Below are 21,670 nucleotides of genomic sequence, written 5' to 3'. Positions count from 1 at the left end.
CTCTCACAGGTAACCGACGGTCAGGAATACAACGGTAGCGATGGCCGCGGCAATCAGCACATAGGGCAACTGGGTGAGGGCGTGGGCCATCGGCGAACAACCGCTGCCCTGGGCGGACAGCACCGTCGAGTCGCCGTAGAAGCAGGCATGGCTGCCGAAGGCGCTGGCCGAGATCAGGGCGCCGACCACCAGTGGCATGTCGGCCTGAACGCTCTCTGCCAAGGGCAGCACGATGGGCATGGCCACGGCGAAGAGTCCCCAGAAGGAGCCAGTGGCGAAGGCCAGGAAGGCCATGGTGATGAAGACCACGGCGGGCAGCAGCCCGGCCGTCATCAGCGGCTGGACGGTGCCGATCACGAAGTCGGTGAGGCCCAGCACGTCATTGACTTCCTTGAGGGCGAAGCCCGCCACCAGGGTGCCCAGAGGCATGATCATGGCCTTGAAACCTTCCAGGGCGGTATCGAAGGTCTCGTGGAAGCTCAACAGGCGCTGCGACAGGATCAACGCCAGAGTCACCGCGAGCGCCACGATCACCCCGCGCAGGATGTCGATGTCGAAGTACCAGGTGAAGAAGATCAGGGTAACGATGGGCACGAGGAAGTTGAGGAGGTGAGGGCGTGGCTTGCTCTCGTCGACTTCCAGGGCATCGTCATCGACCCCGTCGGGCATGGGCTGGCCGCCGGCGGCGCGGGCCTCGGCGGCCTTCATCGGACCGAGATCGGGCACCCAGCCCAGCGCGACCAGCGGCACGATGGCGGCGGCTACCCAGGCATAGAACATGAAGGGGATGGCCTCGATGTACAGGCCCATGCCGTTGCCGGTCACGTTGTTCTCCTCGAGCAGGCCGGCGAAGAACACCGCCCAGGTGGAGAAGGGCACCAGGATGCAGATCGGTGCGGCCGTGGAGTCGACGATGTAGGCCAGCTTTTCCCGGGAGATGCCGAAGCGGTCGGTGATCTTCTTCATCGAGGCGCTGATGGTCAGGGCATTCAGGTAGTCGTCGACGAAGATGATCAGTCCCAGGCACCAGGTGGTCAGCAGGCTCTGTGAGCGGCTGTGGATGCGTCGGGTCATGGTGTCGCCGAAGCTGAGCACGCCGCCGGTCTTGACCAGCAGGGCGATCAGGCTGCCGAACAGGCCGCAGACCAGGATGATCCAGGTGACGGTGTCGTTGCCGAGCACGTCGAGCAGAATGTCCGAGCCTCGGGAGACCACGTTGGTGGGATCGGTCATCAACAGGCCGACCAGGCAGCCGGTCAGCAACGATTCGATGGTGCGTCGTGTCAGGATGGCCATTCCCAGCACCACCAGAGTGGGAATCAGGCTCCAGGCGCCAAAGGTTTCCATGGGTCGATCTCTATTGTCGTTGTTGGGTGACGGCCCCGGTCGAGTGGCGACCGGGTAATTACGTCTTACAGGAAGCCGTCTTCTTGCAGCGATTCGGTGGCCGCGGCGAGTGCCTCGTCGAGGATCGCCACCGCGGTGTCGACGGTCTCGCGGCTCCAGATCAGGGTCGGGGAGATCACGTTCAGGTGACCCACCGGGCGAATGATCAGGCCGCGCTGCTGGGCCTCGAAGGCGATGCGGTCGCCGACCCGCGCCTCCACCGGCAGCAGCGCCTTGGTGTCCTTGTCGGCCACGTTCTCGAGACACATCATGAAGTGGCTGCCCCGCACGTTGCCGATGGTGGCGTGGTGGGAGAGCGTCTTGAGCTGCTGCTCGAGATAGGGGCCCACCTCGCGGACATTCTCGCAGATCGCCTCGCGCTCGATGATCTCGATGCTCTTCAGCGCCGCCGCGCAGCTTACCGGGTGGCCGGAGTAGGTGAAGCCGGTGCTCAGCACGCCGCCCTTGCCCTGCGGGGTGCCCAGCACCTCGTAGAGCTCGTCGGAGATCAGGGTGGCGCCCAGCGGCGCGTAGCCGGAAGACAGCCCCTTGGCGCAGTTGATGATGTCCGGCTGGGTCTCGAACACCGCCTCGGAGGCGAAGAAGTGCCCCAGGCGACCGAAGCCGGTGACCACCTCGTCGGCGATGAACAGGATCTCGTTGGCGCGGCATACCGCCTGCACGCGCTTGTGGTAGCCCTCGGGGGCCACCAGCACGCCGCCGGCGCCCATGATCGGCTCGGCGATAAAGGCGGCGATGTTGTCGGCGCCGATCTCGGCGACGGTGTCCTCGAACTCTTTCACCAGGTGGTCGCAGTACTCGGCCTCGCTCATGCCCTCGGGGCGACGATAGCAATTGGCCTCGCTGAGGTGGGTCACCAGGTGGTCGAGGGTGTCGAACGCCCAGTTGTTGCTCTCGATGCCGGTCAGAGTCGCGGCCAGGTAGGTGGTGCCGTGGTAGGCGTTGTTGCGCGACAGGATGCGCTTCTTGTTCGGCTTGCCCAGGCGATTGAAGTAGTAGTGCACCAGGCGAATGGTGGCGTCGTTGGCCGTCGAGCCGCCGCAGCTGTAGAACACATGGTTGAGATGCGCGGGGGCCAGCTCGGCGAGCTTGGCGGAGAGCTCCGCGGCCGGGGCGTTGGACAGGTTGTTGAAGGTCGAGAAGTAGGCCATGCGGGTGGCCTGGTCGGCCATGGCCTGGCCGATCTCGGCGCGGCCGTGCCCGACGTTGACGCACCACAGCCCGGCGATGCCGTCGATGAAGCGATTGCCGCGTGCGTCTTCTACATAGATACCGTCACTGTCGGTGATCAGGTCGCAGCCTTCCTCATGGAAGGTGCTGAAGTCGGTGAAGGGGTGGATGAAATGATCCTTGTCCTTCTGCCACAGGGTCTCGGCATCGAGGACGGGGCGGTCGGTCGTCTGACGGGTGCTTGTTGTGGTCATGGCAATACCTCCTCTGAGTAGGCGCCAGACTAGCCAGCCTCGGGGAGGAGGCGACATATCCTGATTGGGGTATATCGGGGACTCGCGTTGCCCTCGTAAGGTCGCTGCCATGACGAACAACGACCGGAGAGGCTTACCATGACGATTTCCATCGACGGCCAGCGGCTGTGGGATACGCTGATGGCCATGGCCGAGATTGGCCCCACCGCCAACGGCGGCAGCTGCCGCCTGGCGCTGACCCCCGAGGATGCCGACGGCCGGCGCCTGCTGCTCGACTGGTGCGAATCGCTCGGCTGCACCTGGCGGGTCGATCGCATCGGCAACCTCTTCATCCGCCGCGCCGGCAAGCGCGACGACCTTGACCCGGTGGCCATGGGCAGCCATCTGGATACGCAGCCCAAGGGCGGCCGTTTCGACGGCATCCTCGGTGTGCTGGCCGGGCTCGAGGTGTTTCGCACCCTGGACGATCAGGGCATCGTCACCGAGCGACCGCTGGAACTGGTGGTGTGGACCAACGAGGAAGGCAGCCGCTTCGCCCCGGCGATGGTCGCCTCCGGCACCTATGCCGGCGCGTTCAGCGTCGAGTCGACCCTGGCCCGCGAGGATCGCGACGGCGTGACGCTTGGCGAGGCCCTCGATGCCTGCGGCTACGCCGGTAAATTGCCCGTGGGCGAGCCCCGCCTGGACAGCTTCTTCGAACTGCATATCGAACAGGGCCCGGTGCTCGAGGAAGAACACGAAGCCATCGGGGTGGTCACCGGCGTCCAGGGCATGCGCTGGTTCGACGTGACACTCTCGGGCCAGTCGGCTCATGCCGGCCCCACGCCAATGCGCTATCGACGCGACGCCCTGGCCGCGGCGGCGCGCCTGATCGATCGGCTGCAGGCCCATGCCCTGGCCGATGAAAGCGGCGATACCAAGATCACCTGCGGCTGCCTGGATATCGAGGCGGCGTCGCGCAATGTGGTGCCGGGCGACGTGACGCTGACCATCGACCTGCGGCACGTGGTGGAAACCGAGCTGGACGCCCTCCAGGCGCTGTTCGAGCGCGAGCTGGCCGCCGCTGGCGAGACCTTCGGCGTGACGGTGTCCCAGCAGCGGATCTGGGCCTCGCCGGTGGTGACCTTCGACCCCGAATGCGTTGCCGCCGTGGAGCGGGCGACCCGCGCGCGTGAGCTGCCCCATCGTCGCATGATGAGCGGTGCCGGCCATGACGCCGTCTATGTATCCCGCGTCGCGCCGACGGCCATGATTTTCGTCCCCTGTCGCGACGGTATCAGCCATAACGAGGCCGAGTACGCCACGCCGGAACACTGTGCCGCAGGTGCCCAGGTGCTCTGCGATGCCATTCTCGAACGCGCCGACCGCGCGTCCTGATGCCGGGAGACCGCCATGAATGACATGACTCGACCCGAACCCTCGATTCCCGAAACCCTGGCCGACTGGCAGGCGCTGGCCAAACGCCTGACGACCGAGCAGCGCCTCGAGACCCGCGCCTATATCGACGACGCCTTCGTCGAGGCCGCCGGCGGCGAGACCTTCACAACCGTCAATCCGGCCACCGGCGAGACGCTCGCCGAGGTGGCCAGCTGTGACGCCGCCGATGCCGAGGCGGCAGTGGCCGCGGCCCGACACGCCTTCGAGAGCGGCGAGTGGTCGCGGCGGGCGCCGAGCGGCCGCAAGGCCGTGCTGCTCAAGCTCGCCGCGCTGATGGAGGCCAACCAGCACGAGCTGGCGCTGCTCGACAGCCTGGACATGGGCAAGCCGGTGTCGAGTGCCATGGGCGACATGGCCGGTGCCATCGGCTGCATTCGTTACCATGCCGAGTCCATCGACAAGCTCTACGGCGAGGTCGCGCCCACCGGCGAGGAGAGCCTGGGACTGGTGATGCGCGAGCCGCTCGGTGTGGTGGCCTCCATCGTGCCCTGGAACTTCCCGCTGATGATGACCGCCTGGAAGATCGGCCCGGCGCTGGCCGCCGGCAACAGCGTCATCCTCAAGCCCTCGGAGAAGTCGCCGCTCTCGGCGCTGCGTCTGGCGGAACTGACCCGCGAGGCCGGCCTGCCGCGCGGCGTCTTCCAGGTGCTGCCGGGCTTCGGCCACACCGTGGGCAAGGCGCTGGCGCTGTCGATGGACGTCGACTGCCTGGCCTTTACCGGCTCCACCGGGGTCGGCAAGCAGCTGATGCAGTACGCCGGCCAGTCGAACCTCAAGAAGGTGTTCCTGGAGTGCGGCGGCAAGAGCCCGAATGTGATCTTCGCCGACTGCAAGGACCTGGACCGGGTGGCCGAGCATGCCGCGGCGGCGATCTTCCACAACCAGGGCGAGGTTTGCATCGCCGGCTCCCGGCTGCTGGTCGAGAATACGATTCGCGAGGCCTTCGTCGACAAGGTATTGGCCGCCGCCGAGCGCATGCAGCCCGGCGATCCGCTGGACCCGGACAGCTTCATGGGCGCGATCGTCGATGACACCCAGCATGCCCGCATCCTCGAGTACATTCGCCGTGGCGTGGAGGAGGGCGCGACCCTGCGCACCGGCGGCCAGGCGCTGGGTGGCGAGGGGCCGAATGGCAAGGGCCTGTTCATCGGCCCGACGGTATTCGACGGCGTCACCGACGGCATGGCCATCGGCCGCGAGGAGATCTTCGGGCCGGTGCTGGCGGTGTTCGGCTTCGACACCGAGGAAGAGGCCGTGCGGCTGGCCAACGACAGCGACTATGGCCTGGCGGCGGGCCTGTGGAGCCAGGACATCGACCGCATCATGCGCGTCACCCGGCGGCTGCGCTCGGGCCAGGTGTTCGTCAACAACTGGGCGGACATGGACCAGACGGTGCCCTTCGGCGGCGTCAAGCAGTCGGGCAACGGCCGCGACAAGTCTCACCACTCGCTGGAGGAGTACTCCGATCTGAAGAGCGTGTGGATGACGCTCGTGCCCTGAGCGTCGTCCTTATCGGTCTTACTGTGCGCTGATGAGGATGTCTGGTCCTCGTTGTCTTGCCGGCTCTTACGCCTCCGGAGCCGGCTTTTGTACGTTTGGGGCACCTTGTCGTGGCCAGGCTTGCCGCTTTCGATAATCCCATGCCTCCGGGGTTGTAACGTCTACACTGCGTAGGACAGGGAGAAAGATGTCCTGCTCCCGGAGGGAGCCTCCACGGGCCGGTGACCAATCCGGCAACCGGCCGCTGTCCGATGGCTAAGGGGAGGATTCCATTATGTCCCGCCAAGACTGGCGTCTCGAAGGAGATTGGCTCAAGAACTGCAACTGCGCCTTCGGCTGTCCCTGCGACTTCCTGGCCCCGCCGACCCAGGGCGAGTGTCAGGGCTTCCTGGGCATGCGCATCGCCTCGGGCCACTTCGGCACGACGCGCCTCGACGGCCTGAGCTTCTTCGTGGTGGTGAAGTTCCCCGGGCCCCTGCACGAGGGCAACGGGGATGCCCAGCCACTGATCGACGAGCGTGCCACCCCCGAGCAGCGTGAGGCGCTGTTCGCGATCCTCTCCGGGGAGCACTCCGATGAAGGAACACTCTTCCATATCTTCAGCCTGATCGTGGCCCGCCTGCACGACCCCCGCTTCGCGCCGATCGATTTCGAGTTCGACCTGGCGGCGCGCACCGCCCGACTCGAGATGCCCGGCGTCCTGAGTTCCCGAGTAGCGCCGATTCGCAATCCGGTAACCGAGACGCCGCATCGCATCCGGGTCGTGATGCCGGAGGGCTTCGAGCATCTCGAAGGAGAGGTGGCCTCGGCGGATATCGACAGCGCCGGCGATCTGGCCTTTACCACTCGAGGGGCCCATAGCACCCTGGCCCATGTGGTACAGACGCCCCATGGGGTGGCCGCCTGAGCGAGGCGGCCGGGAGGTAAGGAGTGGAAGACCATGCGCTGGAGCGCTTGCTGCGCCGCGACCGCTTCTGGACCCTGGTCGCCCTGGGGATGGTTTCCGCCCTGTGCTGGGGCTATCTGATCGCCGAGGCCCTCTGGATGGCCCACGGTCAGGCCCTCTTGATGCCCATGACGATAGGCCCCTGGACGCCCCTGGAATCGGGGCTGATGCTGCTGATGTGGGGGCTGATGATGACGGCGATGATGCTGCCCAGTGCCGCCCCCATGCTTCTGCTGCATGCCACCCTGACCCGGCGGCGTCGTGACCGTGGTGAGGCTGCCGCGGCGACGGGACTCTTCGCTGCCGGCTACCTGATTGTCTGGATGCTGTTCAGCCTGGCGGCGGTGCTGCTGCAGTACGAACTGCAGCGGGCCGCGCTGCTGTCGCCGATGCTGGCTCTCACCAGCCAGGGAGTGGCGGGGGTGGTGCTGATCGGTGCTGGGCTCTACCAGTGGTCGCCACTCAAGGAGGCCTGCCTGCGCCATTGCCGTTCACCGCTGGAGTTTGTGCTCACTCGGTGGCGTGAGGGAAGGTGGGGCGCCCTGGTGATGGGATTGCACCATGGCGCCTATTGTCTCGGCTGCTGCTGGGTGCTGATGCTGCTGCTGTTCGTCGGTGGCGTCATGAGCCTGCTCTGGGTTGCCGGGCTGGCGCTCTGGGTGCTGGTCGAGAAGCTGGCTCCGGCCGGTCACCGGCTGGGGCGCCTCCTGGGCGGCGTGCTGGTGGTCTGGGGCGGGGTGGTTCTATGGGCGGTCCTGACCTGAGGCACTGCCCATTGAGGGAGCGCTTAGCCGGCCTGCTGGCGGGAGACCAGTGCCACATGGTCGAGAAACAGCCGGAACAGCTGCGACTGGCTGGAGACCTCGAGGCGCTGGTAGAGGTGCTTGCGGTGGACCTTGACGGTGCCGTCGCTGATGCCCAGTTCGCGGGCCGCCGACTTGGTGGAGTGGCCGGCCAGCAGCAGGCGCACGATCTCCCGTTCGCGCGCCGTCAGGCTTTCCTGGCCGAAGCTGTCGAAGGCCTCTTCCACCGGCTCGCGTTCGGCCAGGCACTGGTGGAAACGGTGCTCCTGCCACTTCCAGTACTCGCCGAGCAGGACGTCGAGCACCGGCATGATGTGGCGCAGCGCCAGCAGATCTCGGCGAGTGACCCGGGGCGCATCGTCGCGGAATCCCAGTGAGACCACCATCACCACGTCGGTATCGACCCTGGCGAAAAGGCCGATTTCGTCGGTGAGCCCAAGGGCTCGGTAATAGTGGTGATAGTAATCGCTGCTCTCGAAGCGGTCCGGCGCCAGTTCCCGCAGTCGATGCGCGCCGCTCTCCAACCCGTCGTGAACGGCCTTGAAGAAGGGATCCAGCAGGTAGGCCTGGCTCAGGTAGCGTTCGATGCCCTGTTCGCGGCGCGTCGGTGGATAATTGTCGTGAATCAGCAGCGGTCGCCGTTGTCCCTTGTAGGTGTTGATCAGGATGGTGTCGAAACCGACCAGCTCGCGCAGCGTCTGTTCCAGCAGAGTCGGAAAGCCGCTGCCGGCGGCGGCCTGGAACAGGCGGGCCAGGTGACGGTGCCAGGTCAGGCTGGCGGCATTGGCGAGATGCTCGGTCGGAGTCACGAGGATAACCGTGCTGATGGATGATGAACCGCATTCGGCAGCATATCACGGAGGCGGTCGGTGAACCGCCCTGCAATGCGGGGTGGCTAAGCGGCGCCCGGAACCGCATCATGAAGGGGCCGGACGAGCAACAGCGGAGGATCGACGACACCATGCTGGAGTTTCTGCAGGGGGCGGCCTATGGTCTGTTCCTCACTTGCCCGCCGTGGTGCCTGGTCGGCCTGGTGAAGCCGCGGCTGGCACTGCCCACCGAGTCCCCGCAGCGCTGGCGCGTGCTGGTGCGTTACGGTGCCGTGCTGCCCTTCATCAGCCTGCTGATGTGGCTGACGTCGTTGTGGGGAGGCTTCGGTCCCAGTCTGTTGGGCTGGCTGGCGGGCCTGGTCGCCATCGCTGTCGAGTTGCCCCTGGAACGCCGTTGGCATCGCTGGCGGGCACGCCGCCGGCAGCACCGTTATGACGCCGCACGCCGTCGCGAGCGTTCACGCGCCGAAGCCGGCGTCGTCGAGCTCGACCCATCTCGCCCGCCGGTGGGTGCCGACGAGATCGTCCGGGCTCTGTGTCGTGCCAAGGGCGAGCTGCTTGGCGTTGATCGCCCTGAGCTGGCCTCCCGGGTCGATCGCCTCCATGGCCGCTATCGGCATGTGAATGACGTGCTCGAAGCGCGTTTCGAGCCCGGCGAACTGGCCTTCGAGCGAGCACGTTCGCTGGTCGACCAGGTGAGCCTCGGGGCCATCGACGACTTTGATGCCATGGTCGACCGGGCGAAGGGCATTCGTGGCATGGATGTCGACTATGTGCGCCGTCGGCTCGCCAAGGATGCCCCACGCCTCTCCGCCGAGGAGACCGAGGCCCTGCGGCGACGGCTGGCGCTGATCGAGGAAACCGAGATCGCCCTGCGCCGCCTCGCGGCACGCAACGAAGCGGCGTTGACGGCGCTCGACGATGCCGCGGTGACGCTTTCCAGCGTGGTCACCGGCCGACCCAAGGCCGCCCTGGGCGCGGAGCGGGCCTGTGACGAACTACGGCGTTTCATCGAGGGGGCCGAGCGTTATGGGCAGCGGCAGCAGTCGCGTCCATCCGATTGAGCAAGGGGCCTGGCTGACAAGGGGGAAACACCATGACTGACGCGTCCACAGACCAACTGGATGGCCGCCTTTCGCTGCCGCCGGTGGAGCGTATCGCCGAGGAACTGGCGCACGACGAGCCGGCGCATCGAGAGACCCTGGACCCGGAACTCGAGGCGACGGCCGAGGCTTTCGTCGAGGAGATCCTGGGAGACAAGGCCGGTGACGCTGCGGAGCAGCGCCGGGCAGTAGACGAGATGGGGCTCGACCTTCAGCGTCAGGCCGCCCACCAGAGCGAGATGCTCAAGACCCCGCTGCACCAGTTGGCCCGCGATGGAGACGATGGCGGGGCGGTCGCCAAGGCGCTGGGAGACTTGCGGGGCCGGATGACCTCGCTGGATCCGCGTCACCACCGCCTGGAGCCGGGGCCGATGGATCGTCTTCGACGCTGGATTCCCGGCATGGGGACGCGCCTGCAGCGTTATTTCCAGCGCTTCGAGACCGCCCAACAGGCGCTCGATGCCATCATCGCCGATCTCGAGGGGGGACGCGACCGGCTGGCCCGGGATAATCTCACCCTGAGCGACGATCAACAGGCCCTTCGCGAGACGCTCGGTCAACTGGAGCGCCAGGTCGCGCTGGGGCGCGCCATCGACTCTCGCCTGGAAAACGCCCTGCCGGAACTCGACGAACAGCGACGCGGTTTCGTCGAGGAAGAGTTGCTGTTCCCCCTGCGTCAGCGGATTCTCGATCTCCAGCAGCAGCAGGCGGTCAGTCAGCAGGGCGTGCTGGCCCTCGAGGTCATCATCCGCAACAACCGCGAACTGATGCGGGGCGTGGACCGGGCGATCAACGTCACCGTCTCGGCGCTCAGCGTGGCAGCCACGGTGGCCCTGGCGCTGGCCAACCAGCGACTGGTGCTGGAGCGCATCGAGTCACTCAATGCCGCCACCTCCGAGACCATCGCCGGTACCGCCGAGGCCCTGAAGCGGCAGGGCGTTGACATCCAGACCCGGGCGTCCTCGGCGACCCTGGACATGCAGTCGCTGGAGCGTGCCTTTGGCGATGTCATGGGCGCGATCGACGACCTGGCGCACTATCGTCGTGATGCCTTGCCGCAGCTGGCGTCACAGATCGAGCGCCTGGAAGGCCTGGCCCAGCGAGGGCGTTCGGCGACCGAGCGTCTGGACCGGGGCGAGTCGGGCGGCGATGAGACGCGCTGAGTTTCCCTCACTTGAAGCGTGAGCTGGCCCGTTTCCACGCTTCCCGCAACTGCTCCCAGGCCTCATCGGCACCCTGACGCATATCGTCCCAGGCCTCCTCGCCGGAGGCCTGCAGTTCGTCGAGCCGACGACGTGCCTCGTCGCGTCGCGCCTTCAGGCGCTCGAGGTCCTCCTGATGGCGTTCGCTGGTCCGGTCACCGGCCTGGCGCGCTCGTTCGGCCAGTGCCTCGATCTCGGCGTTCCAGTCGGCGAGGCTGTCCTTCAAGCGCTCGATAAAGGCATCTCGTTGGTTCATGACTCCTCCGCACGATGATCCAGCTCTCCCTTGACGATCCCGTCGATCAGCATGAGTTCCCGACATGGCTCGCTGGAGGCTTCGATCGGCGTCGCGCACGAACCGCGTTTCAACGCACCACGAGCACGTGTCGTCATGGGAGGACACTCCCTGGACTATGCTGCAGGAAGCGATGCTCGCATCGTCGCGAAGGCATCCGGGATGGGCCGTGATGCCTTGATGACGCGGCCCGAGGCCGCAAGGGGCGATCATGGATAGCGGAGTGCGCAATGTCTTCGTGGTGGGACTCAACGACCTCAATCGGGAGCGACTCGAACACTTGAGGGGCGCCGGCGGCTGTCGCTTCCACGGGGTCATCGATCCCGCCGCGGTCTACGACACCGAGGTCTTCGATATCGCCGCCATGCTCGAGGAGGCGACCGATCATCTGGAGGCCTTCGACGGCAGCGTGGACGCCATCGTCGGCTACATGGACTTCCCCGTCTCGACCATGCTGCCGATCCTCTGCGAGTGTTTCGGCACCCGTTCGCCGACGCTGGCGAGCCTGCTCAAGTGCGAGCACAAGTACTGGAGCCGGAAGGTACAAAAGGAGGTGATTCCCGACTACATTCCCGGCTTCACGGCCTTCGACCCCTTCGACGACGACGCCCTGACCCGCATCGGCGAGGCCGGGCTCTACTTCCCCTTTTTCGTCAAGCCGATCAAGTCCTCGGGGTCGCGGCTGGGCTTCCGCATCGACACCCCCGAGGACTTCTACCACGCCATCGAGAAGCTGCGCGAGGATATCGGCCTGATCGCCGACCCCTTCAACACCGTGCTCGAGCACGCCCGGCTGCCCGACGAGATCGCCGCCGTGGACGGCCACTTCTGCATGGCCGAGGAGATCATCGGCGGCTGGCAGTGCACCGTGGAGGGCTATGTCTTCGAGGGCGAGGTGGTCAGCTACGGCATCGTCGACTCGCTGCGCTACCCCCAGGTGTTGAGCTTCTTCCATTACCGCTATCCCTCGGGGCTGCCCGCCCCCATCCAGGACAAGATGCGCGAACTCACCGACACGGTGATGCGCCACATCGGCTTCGACAACTCGGCCTTCAATATCGAGTACTTCTGGGACGAGGTACAGGACCGCATCTGGCTGCTGGAGATCAATACCCGCATCTCCCAGTCCCACTGTGACCTCTTCGCGAAGGTCGACGGGGTCAGCCACCAGCAGGTCACCATCGACCTGGCGCTGGGCCGGCGCCCCGACATGCCGCATCGCCGGGGCGACTACGCGGTGGCGGGCAAGTTCTTCTACCGGGTGTTCTTCGTCGATGCCGTGGCCACCCGGGTGCCGAGCGACGCGGAAGTCGCCGCCCTGGAGGCGGACTTCCCGAGCAGCGTGATCGCCCTGCAGGTGGAAGCCGGGCAGCGCCTGTCGACGATGCCCGAACAGGACAGCTACAGCTATGCGCTGGCCTACATCTGGATGGGGGCCGAGAGCGCGGAGCAATTGCTCGAGGCCTACGAGCGCCTGGCGGCACGGCTGACGTTCGAGTTCGACGAGATCGAGGGCTGAGGAAGGAGGACAGGGATGCGCATCGTCGACGACTTTCCCCGCGTAGTGCGGGAGGAGGAAACCTGGATCCCCATGGCCGACGGCACCCGGCTGGCGGCGCGCATCTGGCGTCCGGTAGATGCCGAGCAATATCCGGTGCCGGCGATCCTCGAGTACCTGCCGTATCGCAAGCGTGACCTCACCGCCGCCCGCGACGTCCAGACGCATCCCTACTGGGCCGGCCACGGCTATGCCGGGGTAAGGGTCGACATCCGCGGCACCGGCGAGTCCGACGGGGTGCTCACCGACGAGTACCTGCCCGAGGAACTGGCCGACGGCATGGCGATCATCGACTGGTTGGTCGCCCAGCCCTGGTGCAGCGGCGAGGTGGGGATGGTGGGCATCTCCTGGGGCGGCTTCAACGGCCTGCAGATCGCCGCCCTGGGCCCGCCGGCACTCAAGGCGGTGATCACCCTGTGCTCCACTGATGATCGCTACGCCGATGACATCCACCACATGGGCGGTTGCCTGCTGGGCGACAACTTGTCCTGGGCCTCGACCATGTTCGACGGCAACGCCTGCCCGCCGGACCCGGCGCTGGTCGGCGACCGCTGGCGGGAAATGTGGCTCGAGCGCCTCGACGGCAGCGGCCTGTGGCTGGCCCAGTGGCTGGAACACCAGCGCCGCGATGCCTACTGGCGGCACGGTTCGGTATGCGAGGACTTCGCGGCCATCCGCTGCCCGATCTACGCCATCAGCGGCTGGGCCGACGGCTACTGCAACGCCGTCTTCCGGCTGCTGGCCGGCCTGACGGTGCCACGCAAGGGGCTGGTCGGCCCCTGGGCCCACAAGTACCCGCACCTGGGCGTGCCGGGGCCGGCCATCGGCTTCCTCCAGGAGTCGCTGCGCTGGTGGGACCAGTGGCTCAAGGGACATGACACCGGGATCATGGACGAGCCCATGCTGCGGGTGTGGATGCAGGAGTCGGTGCCGCCCTCGGCGCGCTACGAGATGCGCCCCGGGCGCTGGGTGTCCGAACCTGACTGGCCGTCGCCGCGTATCGTCGAGGCCTCCTTTCGGCTCACCGCGGGCCACGACCTGCAGCCCGAGGCCCCGGACGAGGAGGACGACGATGCCATGCTCGCCATTCGCTCGCCGCTCTCGGTGGGGCTCTATGCCGGCAAGTGGTGCTCCTACAATGCCCCGCCGGACCTCCCCCACGACCAGCGCGACGAGGACGGCGGGGCGCTGGTCTTCCAGACCCCGCGCCTCGAGGAGGCGGTGGAAATCTGCGGCCAGCCGACGGTCGAGCTTGAACTCGAGGCCGACCAGCCGGTGGCCATGGTGGCGCTGCGGCTGATCGATGTCGCCGAGGACGACAAGGCCACCCGGGTCTCCTATGGCCTCTTGAACCTTACCCACCGCGACAGCGACGCGCAGCCCGAGCCGCTGGTGCCGGGCAAGCGTTACCGAGTCCGGGTCCGTCTCAAGCATATCGCCCAGCAGTTCCCGGCCGGCCATGCCATCCGCCTGGCGCTCTCCACCAGCTACTGGCCGCTGGCCTGGCCGGCGCCGCGGCCGGTCACGCTGACCCTGTGCCCCGGGCGCAGCCGGCTGATCCTGCCGGTGCGCACGCCGCGGCCCGCGGAGGAGGCTGCCCTGCCGGCCTTCCCCGAGCCGGAAGGCGCGCCGCCGATCGCCAGGACCCTGATCCAGCCCACCCAGGAGAGCTGGCGGGTGATCCGCGATCTGGCCAACGACCAGACCACCCTCGAGGTGATCAACGACGAGGGGCGCTACCGGCTCGACGATATCGACCTGGAGATCGCCGCCCGGGTCATCGAACGCTACCGCTACGCTTACGGCAGCTACGACAGCGTCAGCGGCTGGACCGAGTGGGAGCGCAGCTTCAAGCGTGGCGACTGGGAGGTGCGCACCCTGACCCGCACTCTGATGACCAGCGATCCGGACAACTTCCGGCTGCGCGCCACCCTGGATGCCTGGGAGGGTGAGACCCGCATCTTCGCCCGCACCTGGGACGAGACGATACCGCGGGATCTGGTGTAGCGGGGTATCGGGGCCGACCTTGGCCATTGGCAGGGCGCCGAGGGGAGACCGGCCAGCGGGCGAGCGTGCGACAGGAAGGCAATGAATGGTCGCGCCGAGAGCAGGCTGCTATCTTGGGCTTCGTTTCTCGACAGGGATGCCCCCATGAGCGTGACGACCGCCGACGCGCCTGCGACGCCCTGGGCCTCGCGCAAGGAGATCCTGGGCTGGGCGATGTTCGACTTCGCCAACCAGGCTTACACCCTGCTGATCATCACCGTGGTGTTCGGCGAACTGTTCACCACGGTGATCGTCGGGGATCGCGGCGACGACTATCGGCTGGCCAACTTCCTGTGGAGCCTGGCGCTGTCGATCAGCTACCTGCTGGTGGTGGTCACCGGCCCGCTGTGTGGCGCGGTGATGGATTATCGAGCCGAGAAGAAGCGTTTCCTGTTCGCCAGTTACCTGGTCACCATCGTGGCCACCGCCATGCTCTACTTCGTGGCTCCCGGCTATGTGGTGCTGGGGCTGGCGCTGATCGTGGTGTCCAACTACGCCTATTCGATGGGCGAGTCCTTCATCGCCGCCTTCTTGCCCGACCTGGGGCCGCCGGAGGCGCTGGGCCGCATCTCGGGCTTCGGTTGGGCACTGGGCTATGTGGGCGGGCTCTTCGCCGCCGGCTTCACCCTAGTGGTGCTGGGCGAGGCTACCGCCGCGAACTTCGATCGGGTGCGTTGGGTGGGGCCCTTCGCCGCTGCCTTCTTCCTGCTCGCCGCCATCCCCACCTTCCTGTGGCTTCGCGAGCGCGGCACGCCGCAGCCGCCAGGGGTGCCCTATCACCGGATCGCCTGGCAGCGGGTCTCCACGACCCTGCACGAGCTGCGTCGCTTTCGCGACCTGGGCCTCTTCCTGGTATCCCTGCTGTTCTCCATGGCGGGGGTCTACATCATCATCGCCTTCGCCTTCATCTATGGTGCCCAGGTGATCGGCTGGGACGCCGCGATCCGCAATGTCATGTTCATCATCGTCCAGATCACGGCCGCCGCCGGTGCCCTGGGCTTCGGCGCCTTCCAGGATCGCATCGGTACCCGGGTGACCTACCTGATCACTCTGGGGTTATGGGTCGCGGCGATCCTGGCGATCTGGGCCACGCCCGAGCTTACCGCCTGGCTCAACGCACGCCTCGGCCTCGGTTGGGAAGCGCAGCACCTGTTCCTGGTAGTCGGCTGCCTGGCGGGGCTCAGCCTCGGCTCGAGCCAGTCCGCCAGCCGCGCCTTGGTAGGGCTGTTCTCGCCGCGTCGCAAGGCCGCCGAGTTCTTCGGCTTCTGGGGCCTGGCCAACAAGCTGGCCGGCGTCGTCGGCATCATCGGCCTGGGCCTGCTGCAGTCGGTGGTCGGCCTGCAGGCCTCGATCCTGCTGTGTGCGGCGCTGTTCATCGTCGCTATCCTGATCTGTCTGGGCGTGAGTCAGACGCGAGGCATGCAGGCGGCCAGAGAGTGGGAAGCCCACCATGGTGGTTGAGGCAGGGGCACGCGGGGCTCTGGTATGCTGGCGGCTCACTTCAGGCCACAAGAACACGCCATGCCAACGCTGAATCTCCCCGCCGCCGCCCCGGCGGCCCTGCACGTCCGCCGCGTTCTGCTGTCGTCCAATGGCCATGATGCCGTGAGGAGGGCAGCATGATCCGGGCATGGAAACGTTTCGCCGCCTATGCGTTGATCTCGCTGGTGATCCTGGTCGGCATGGACATGGCGCGGGCCGGCGACGCGCCCACCGGGGCTCACGCGGAGACGAGGCAGGCGTTGGCCCTCGGGGAACGGGCCCGGCGCTGAGCGCCGCTCGTCGACGCATCGGGCAGGCCCCGAGGCGCGCGGGTGCGCTGCGTCACTGTGGTCGTTCCAGGACGAAGCGGTCGCGGGTACGGCTGTAGTCGGCGCCGGCGAGGCGACCGATCGGGCGCAGGGCCTCGATGTTCACGTGGCGGCCGTCCCAGACGTCGTCGTCGGCATGAACCGCTATCACTTCGGCCAGCACGAGGTTGCCGGAACGCGGGCGGTCGCCGAAGCGGATCACCTCGCGCAGCCGGCAGCCGAAGGCGATCGGGGCCTCGGCGATGCGCGGCACCCGGAGCTCGCCCAGCGGCGCCTTGGTCAGGCCGGCGTGGTCGAACTCGTCCTCGCCACGGGGCAGGCTGGCGCTGGTGGCGTTGAGAGGCTCGGCCAGCGCTTCGCCGCCGATGTGCACCACGCATTCCGCCACCTCGTCGAGGTTGCGCAGGGTGTCCTTGGCGTTGCCCTTGCCGTCCAGCAACGGCGAGAAGGCCAGCACGGGCGGGTCGACGCTGGCCACATTGAAGAACGAAAAGGGGGCCAGGTTGGCGCGTCCCGCGGCATCGATGGTGGCGACCCAGGCGATGGGGCGCGGCGCGATGGCGCCGGAAAGCAGCCGATAGATGGTGCCGGCCTCGAGGGCGTCGGCGGTGAGTAGGGCGTCGCTCATGGTCGCTCCTTGATGATGAACGGGAGGCCTCATCCCAGCATGGGCGCCGGCAGGCGTCCAGTGTCATGATGGGCGCGACCGGACGAGGGGAGGGCGATGAATGAGCGAACCGGGAGGCGGGGTGCGGCGCATGGGCCTCGGCATGATGCTGTTGTTCTGGGTATTGTTGCTGGGGCTCGGTACCTGGTGGCTGCAGGGCGTGCTGGAGCGTCGGGAGAACCCGAATGCCCATCTGGCCAATGTGGAGGCCGGCGAGACATTGATCCTCGAGCGCAACGCCTCGGGGCATTTCGTGGCCACCGGGCGCATCAATGGCGAGCCGGTTCCCTTCCTGCTGGATACCGGTGCCACTTATGTGGCGGTGTCCGATACCCTGGCCGAGCGGCTCGACCTGGAGCGGCAGGGCGAGGCCTGGTTCTCCACCGCCAATGGGCGAGCGCGAGGCCATCTGACCACCCTCGACACGGTCAGCCTGGGCGGTTTGACCGCCCGGGAGGTTCGCGGCTCTATCAGCGGGGGACTGGGCGACAAGGCCCTGCTGGGCATGAGCTATCTTGGACGCTTCGACATCGCGATCAGCGGGGATCGGATGACCCTGGAGGCGCCGTCCCGGACGCCCTCGGGATAGGGCATGATGCGTCGAGCTGTTAGCATGTATGCATGAACAGTGCTTCTGCCACGAGTGTCTCGGCGTCTCTCGGCGACCCTCGCTATTACCTGACCAACTTCCAGTTCGTGCTGGACTGGGTCGCCGCGCGGCACGACGACCTGCTGAACGACGCCGAGCGCGGCTTTCTCGCGGCCTTTCCCCGGCTGCCGGTGGCCTCCCGGGCCTTGCTGGTGCGCATGGTGATGCGTCGTGGCGAGGTCTTTCGGCACTCGCGCCTCGAGTATGCCGAGATCGGCGCCGTCGAGACGGCCCTGGCGTCGTTGCGGGAAGCCGGCCTCGTCGAGGACGACCCCGAATGCGGTGTCGGAGAGCTGTTCCGCCAGTTGCGCCTTCCCGAGCTGCGCCAGGCGCTGGCCGGGGAGATCGCTGCCGCCGGCCTGCCGCGCGCCTCGAGCAAGGCGGCGTTGCGTGAGGCACTGGAACCCCGGCTGATCACGCCTCGGCCGCTGACCGAGTGGTGGCCCGCGGCACCGGATCGACTGGTACGCCTGACGGTGATGGCGTTGTGTGACCGGCTGCGTCTGATGTTCTTCGGCAATATGCGCCAGGACTGGTCGGAATTCGTGATGGCCGAGCTGGGCGTGCAGCAGTTCGAGACAGTGCCCTTCGATGCCGGCTCGCGGGCGTTCGGTTGTCGCGAGGAAGTCGACGATTACCTCGTTTTCCATAGGTTGCGCGAGTGCCTCGACGAGGGCGACTGTCCGCTGGCGCTGGTAGCGTTGCTGGGGAATGCCCCTCCGCGCAACGCCTGGCTGGCGAGTCGTCGGGCACGCTTGCTGGTGCGCCTGGGGCAGGAAGCCGAGCGTCGCGGAGAGGGCGATGCGGCCCTGTCCTGTTACGAACAGGCGGGGAGCGGCGAGGGGCGCATTCGCCGGCTGCGCTTGCTGGAGCGGCGCGGCGAGCACGAGCTGGCGCATGCCCTGCTCGAGCGGGCGGCCCCGGTCGGTGAGCGCGAGGCCCAGGCCCTGTCGCGCCTGCGGCCGAGGTTGTGTCGTCGACTCGGGTTGACGCCACCGCCCCAGGCGCCCGAGCCACGGCCCAGCCGCTTCGACCTGACATTGCCGCCCCACGCCGAGGGGGTGGAGCTTGCCGTCGCCGAGCATCTGGCCACACCCCGGGCGCCGGTCCATTTCGTGGAAAACGCCCTGATCGCGGGGCTGTTCGGCCTGCTGTGCTGGGAGGCGATCTTCGCGCCTTTGCCCGGAGCCTTCTTCCATCCCTTTCAGTCCGGGCCGGCGGACCTGGGCCGCGAAGACTTCGTGGCACGCCGCCGGGACCGGTTCGACGCCTGCCTGGCCGAACTGGACGACGGACGTTATCGCCATACCATCCTCGATCGCTGGCATGCCAAGCAGGGGCTGGCCGCGACCTTCGTCCACTGGGAGCGGCTACCGCTGTCGCTGGTCGAGCTTGCCCTGGCGCGCCTGCCGGTAACGCATCTGCGCGCCTGCTTCGAGCGGTTGCTGGCCGACCCTCTGGCGAATCGTTCCGGTTTGCCCGATCTGATCCAGTTCCTGCCCGATGGCGAGGCGCCGGGCTATCGATTGATCGAGGTCAAGGGACCGGGAGACCGCCTGCAGGACAATCAGCGCCGCTGGTTGAGCTTCTTCCGGTCGCATGACATCCCGGTGGCGGTGTGTCATGTGACGTGGCGGGAGGCGCCATGACGACGGGCGAGGGTTATCGGGTGGCGGTACGCACCTTGTGCGAGTTCACCGCCCGGGAGGGCGATCTGGATCACCGCTTCACGCCCGCGCCCAGCGCCCGCGAGGGCATCGAGAGCCATGCTCGGGTGGTCGCGCGCCGGGAGGAAAGCTATCGGGCCGAGGTGGCGCTGTCGGGGCGAATCGAGGGCCTGATCGTCGTTGGACGCGCCGACGGCTTCGATCCGCGCCGCCGACGGCTCGAAGAGATCAAGACGCATCGTGGGGACCTCTCGCGCATGGGCGCCAACCAGCGAGCCCTGCACTGGGCGCAGGTCTCGGCCTATGGTGCCCTGCTGTGCGAGGCCGAGGGGCTGGCGCGGGTGACCCTGGCGCTGGTCTATCTGGATATCGTCACCGGCACCGAGACGGTGCTGACCCGGGAAGCCGAAGCCGGCGAGCTTCACGACTTCCTGGCGGGGCTATGCCGGCGCTTCCGGGCCTGGGCGGCGTGCGAGTCGGAGCATCGCGACCGCCGCGACAACGCACTCGCCGGACTGGCCTTTCCCCATGGCGACTTTCGTCCGGGACAGCGCGCGCTCGCCGAAGACGCCTACCGGGCCGCGGCGAGCGGTCGCTGCTTGCTGGCCGAGGCGCCCACCGGCATCGGCAAGACCCTGGGGGCGCTGTATCCCACCCTGATGGCGATGCCGCGTCACCATATCGACCGGCTGGCTTTTCTGACCATGAAGACGCCGGGTCGTCGGCTGGCGCTGGATGCCCTGTCGGCGCTCGGTGCCGAGACCCGGGAGGCGACGCGCCTGCCGTTGCGGGTGCTGGAACTGGTGGCCCGGGACAAGGCCTGCGAGTATCCGGATCGTGCCTGTCATGGCGAGTCCTGCCCGCTGGCCCGGGGCTTCTATGATCGGCTGCCCGAGGCGCGCCGGGCCGCCGTCGAGCGAGGTTGGCTGGATCGCGAGAGCCTGCGCGAGCTGGCGCTGCAGCACGATGTCTGTCCCTACTATCTGGGCCAGGAACTGGCGCGCTGGTGCGATGTGCTGGTCGGTGATGTCAATCACTACTTCGATGACGGCGCGCTGCTGCATGGCCTCGCCCGGGCCGACGACTGGCGTTTGTCGCTGCTGGTGGACGAGGCCCACAACCTGGTGGAACGGGCGCGGGGCATGTACAGCGCCGGGCTCTCCCAACAGCGGCTCAACCGGCTGCACCGCGAGGCGCCTCCGGCGCTGAAGCGACCGCTGGGCGGCCTGGTTCGGCGCTGGCGAGCGTTGTTGCGCGACACGCCGGATACCGAATGGCAGGCCCTGGCGGCGGTGCCCGATGGCTGGCTCGGTGCCCTGCAGCGGACGGTCTCGGCGGTCGGCGATTATCTGGCCGAGCATCCCGAAGGCGGCGATCCGGCCCTGCGCGACGTCCTGTTCGAGGCGCTGACCTTCACCCGGCTGGCAGAGCGCTTCGGCGACCACTCCCTTTGCGAACTGCGGCGCAACGGCCGTGGCCGGGCGGAGCTGGGCGTGCGCAACCTGGTGCCGGCGGACTTTCTGGCGCCGCGCTTCAAGGCGGCGCACTCGACGGTACTGTTCTCCGCGACCCTGAGTCCGCCCGAGTACCATCTCGACCTGCTGGGCTTGCCGGCCGACAGCGTGGTGCGGCGGGTTGCCTCGCCCTTCGATGCCGAACAGCTGGAGGTGCGTTGCCGTGCCGATATCTCGACTCGCCTCAAGGATCGCGAGGCCTCCCTGGCGCCGATCGTCGAGGAACTGGCTGGTCAGTATCGTCGGTGGCCTGGACACTATCTGGCCTTCTTCAGCAGCTTCGCCTATCTCGAGTCGGTCCGGGCACGGCTCGAGACGTCACATCCGGAGGTGCCGACGAGGACCCAGCGGCGCGGCATGAGCGAGGCGGAGCGCGATGCCTTCCTGGCCGATTTCGTGCCCGGCGGCAGCGGCATCGCCTTTGCGGTGCTCGGCGGCGCCTTCGCCGAGGGGATCGACCTGCCGGGCGAGCGGCTGGTGGGAGCCTTCGTCGTCACTCTGGGACTGCCGCCCTTCGACCCGATCAACGAGGCGCTCAAGCAGCGCCTGCAGGCTCGCTTCGGGCGTGGCGACGATTACGCCTACCGGGTGCCCGGGATGATCAAGGTGGTGCAGGCCGCCGGGCGGGTGATCCGCGGCCCTGACGACCGGGGCGTGGTGGTGCTCATGGATGACCGCTTCGCGCGGGCCGAGAATCGGGGGTTGTTGCCGGATTGGTGGCGACTCTAGGCTTTGAGCTACGAGCTACGAGCTACGAGCTACGAGCTACGAGCTACGAGCTACGAGCTACGAGCTACGAGCTACGAGCTAC

At 67.4% G+C, this 21,670-nt stretch carries 19 protein-coding genes; 13 read left to right on the top strand and 6 right to left on the bottom strand.

What is annotated here, in order from left to right; all coding sequences use genetic code 11:
* Nucleotides 1-3: 3 nt before the first annotated feature.
* The gene (locus LU493_RS05025) at nucleotides 4-1,347 is read right to left on the bottom strand and encodes a Na+/H+ antiporter NhaC family protein (RefSeq protein ID WP_275286699.1); all 1,344 of its coding nucleotides are present in this window, start codon (nucleotides 1,345-1,347) and stop codon (nucleotides 4-6) included.
* A gap of 65 nt (nucleotides 1,348-1,412) precedes the next feature.
* On the bottom strand, nucleotides 1,413-2,831 hold the full coding sequence (locus LU493_RS05020) for an aminotransferase (protein WP_275286698.1): 1,419 nt from the start codon (nucleotides 2,829-2,831) through the stop codon (nucleotides 1,413-1,415).
* A 138-nt stretch (nucleotides 2,832-2,969) separates the two neighbouring features.
* Between LU493_RS05020 and LU493_RS05015 the strand changes: the two genes are divergently transcribed.
* The 4 genes from LU493_RS05015 to LU493_RS05000 all read left to right on the top strand — a co-directional run bounded on the left by LU493_RS05015 (nucleotide 2,970) and on the right by LU493_RS05000 (nucleotide 7,478).
* A complete protein-coding gene (locus LU493_RS05015) occupies nucleotides 2,970-4,208 on the top strand; it encodes a Zn-dependent hydrolase (protein WP_275286697.1) in 1,239 nt (412 codons plus the stop codon).
* A gap of 24 nt (nucleotides 4,209-4,232) precedes the next feature.
* On the top strand, nucleotides 4,233-5,768 hold the full coding sequence (locus tag LU493_RS05010) for an aldehyde dehydrogenase (protein ID WP_275286869.1): 1,536 nt from the start codon (nucleotides 4,233-4,235) through the stop codon (nucleotides 5,766-5,768).
* Between the two features lie 274 nt (nucleotides 5,769-6,042).
* Nucleotides 6,043-6,675: a DUF1326 domain-containing protein gene (locus LU493_RS05005; RefSeq protein ID WP_275286696.1), complete on the top strand. Its 633-nt coding sequence runs from the start codon at nucleotides 6,043-6,045 to the stop codon at nucleotides 6,673-6,675.
* A 23-nt stretch (nucleotides 6,676-6,698) separates the two neighbouring features.
* Nucleotides 6,699-7,478, top strand: coding sequence for a DUF2182 domain-containing protein (locus LU493_RS05000; protein ID WP_275286695.1), 780 nt, complete (start codon nucleotides 6,699-6,701; stop codon nucleotides 7,476-7,478).
* 23 nt (nucleotides 7,479-7,501) lie between these two features.
* Here LU493_RS05000 and LU493_RS04995 read toward each other — a convergent pair whose 3' ends face one another.
* Nucleotides 7,502-8,326: a helix-turn-helix domain-containing protein gene (locus LU493_RS04995; RefSeq protein WP_275286694.1), complete on the bottom strand. Its 825-nt coding sequence runs from the start codon at nucleotides 8,324-8,326 to the stop codon at nucleotides 7,502-7,504.
* Between the two features lie 20 nt (nucleotides 8,327-8,346).
* Here LU493_RS04995 and LU493_RS04990 point away from each other — a divergent pair, with 20 nt between their 5' ends.
* Nucleotides 8,347-9,411 carry a cobyrinic acid a,c-diamide synthase gene (locus LU493_RS04990; protein WP_275286693.1) on the top strand — a complete coding sequence of 355 codons (1,065 nt, stop codon included), beginning with the start codon at nucleotides 8,347-8,349 and terminating at the stop codon, nucleotides 9,409-9,411.
* Nucleotides 9,412-9,443: 32 nt separating this feature from the next.
* Nucleotides 9,444-10,613, top strand: coding sequence for a toxic anion resistance protein (locus tag LU493_RS04985; RefSeq protein WP_275286692.1), 1,170 nt, complete (start codon nucleotides 9,444-9,446; stop codon nucleotides 10,611-10,613).
* A 7-nt stretch (nucleotides 10,614-10,620) separates the two neighbouring features.
* Here LU493_RS04985 and LU493_RS04980 read toward each other — a convergent pair whose 3' ends face one another.
* Together LU493_RS04980 and LU493_RS04975 are read right to left on the bottom strand one after the other, a co-directional pair.
* A complete protein-coding gene (locus tag LU493_RS04980) occupies nucleotides 10,621-10,908 on the bottom strand; it encodes a hypothetical protein (RefSeq protein ID WP_275286691.1) in 288 nt (95 codons plus the stop codon).
* A complete protein-coding gene (locus tag LU493_RS04975; protein WP_275286690.1) occupies nucleotides 10,905-11,045 on the bottom strand; it encodes a hypothetical protein in 141 nt (46 codons plus the stop codon). The genes LU493_RS04980 and LU493_RS04975 overlap by 4 nt, the downstream gene beginning before the upstream one ends.
* 113 nt (nucleotides 11,046-11,158) lie before the next feature.
* On the opposite strand from LU493_RS04975, the gene LU493_RS04970 reads away from it, so the two are divergent.
* The 4 genes from LU493_RS04970 to LU493_RS04955 all read left to right on the top strand — a co-directional run bounded on the left by LU493_RS04970 (nucleotide 11,159) and on the right by LU493_RS04955 (nucleotide 16,323).
* The gene (locus LU493_RS04970; protein WP_275286689.1) at nucleotides 11,159-12,466 is read left to right on the top strand and encodes an ATP-grasp domain-containing protein; all 1,308 of its coding nucleotides are present in this window, start codon (nucleotides 11,159-11,161) and stop codon (nucleotides 12,464-12,466) included.
* Nucleotides 12,467-12,481: 15 nt separating this feature from the next.
* A complete protein-coding gene (locus LU493_RS04965) occupies nucleotides 12,482-14,512 on the top strand; it encodes a CocE/NonD family hydrolase (protein WP_275286688.1) in 2,031 nt (676 codons plus the stop codon).
* A gap of 81 nt (nucleotides 14,513-14,593) precedes the next feature.
* On the top strand, nucleotides 14,594-16,012 hold the full coding sequence (locus LU493_RS04960) for an MFS transporter (RefSeq protein WP_343076081.1): 1,419 nt from the start codon (nucleotides 14,594-14,596) through the stop codon (nucleotides 16,010-16,012).
* 158 nt (nucleotides 16,013-16,170) lie between these two features.
* Nucleotides 16,171-16,323 carry a hypothetical protein gene (locus tag LU493_RS04955; protein WP_275286686.1) on the top strand — a complete coding sequence of 51 codons (153 nt, stop codon included), beginning with the start codon at nucleotides 16,171-16,173 and terminating at the stop codon, nucleotides 16,321-16,323.
* 52 nt (nucleotides 16,324-16,375) lie between these two features.
* On the opposite strand, the gene LU493_RS04950 is transcribed toward LU493_RS04955, so the two are convergent.
* Nucleotides 16,376-16,990: a flavin reductase family protein gene (locus LU493_RS04950; RefSeq protein WP_275286685.1), complete on the bottom strand. Its 615-nt coding sequence runs from the start codon at nucleotides 16,988-16,990 to the stop codon at nucleotides 16,376-16,378.
* Nucleotides 16,991-17,090: 100 nt separating this feature from the next.
* On the opposite strand from LU493_RS04950, the gene LU493_RS04945 reads away from it, so the two are divergent.
* From LU493_RS04945 to LU493_RS04935, 3 genes are read left to right on the top strand one after another with little or no spacing between them, the layout of a single operon-like run.
* Nucleotides 17,091-17,618: a retropepsin-like aspartic protease family protein gene (locus tag LU493_RS04945; RefSeq protein WP_275286684.1), complete on the top strand. Its 528-nt coding sequence runs from the start codon at nucleotides 17,091-17,093 to the stop codon at nucleotides 17,616-17,618.
* A gap of 32 nt (nucleotides 17,619-17,650) precedes the next feature.
* The gene (locus LU493_RS04940; protein ID WP_275286683.1) at nucleotides 17,651-19,327 is read left to right on the top strand and encodes a VRR-NUC domain-containing protein; all 1,677 of its coding nucleotides are present in this window, start codon (nucleotides 17,651-17,653) and stop codon (nucleotides 19,325-19,327) included.
* Complete coding sequence (locus LU493_RS04935) at nucleotides 19,324-21,588, top strand: ATP-dependent DNA helicase (protein ID WP_275286682.1); 2,265 nt, start codon at nucleotides 19,324-19,326, stop codon at nucleotides 21,586-21,588. Before LU493_RS04940 ends, LU493_RS04935 begins: the two co-directional genes overlap by 4 nt.
* Nucleotides 21,589-21,670: the final 82 nt, after the last annotated feature.

The sequence above is a fragment of the Halomonas elongata genome (assembly GCF_029081005.1).
In the GTDB taxonomy this organism is placed as follows: Bacteria; Pseudomonadota; Gammaproteobacteria; order Pseudomonadales; family Halomonadaceae; genus Halomonas; species Halomonas elongata_B.
This window is presented reverse-complemented; position numbering and strand designations above follow the sequence as displayed.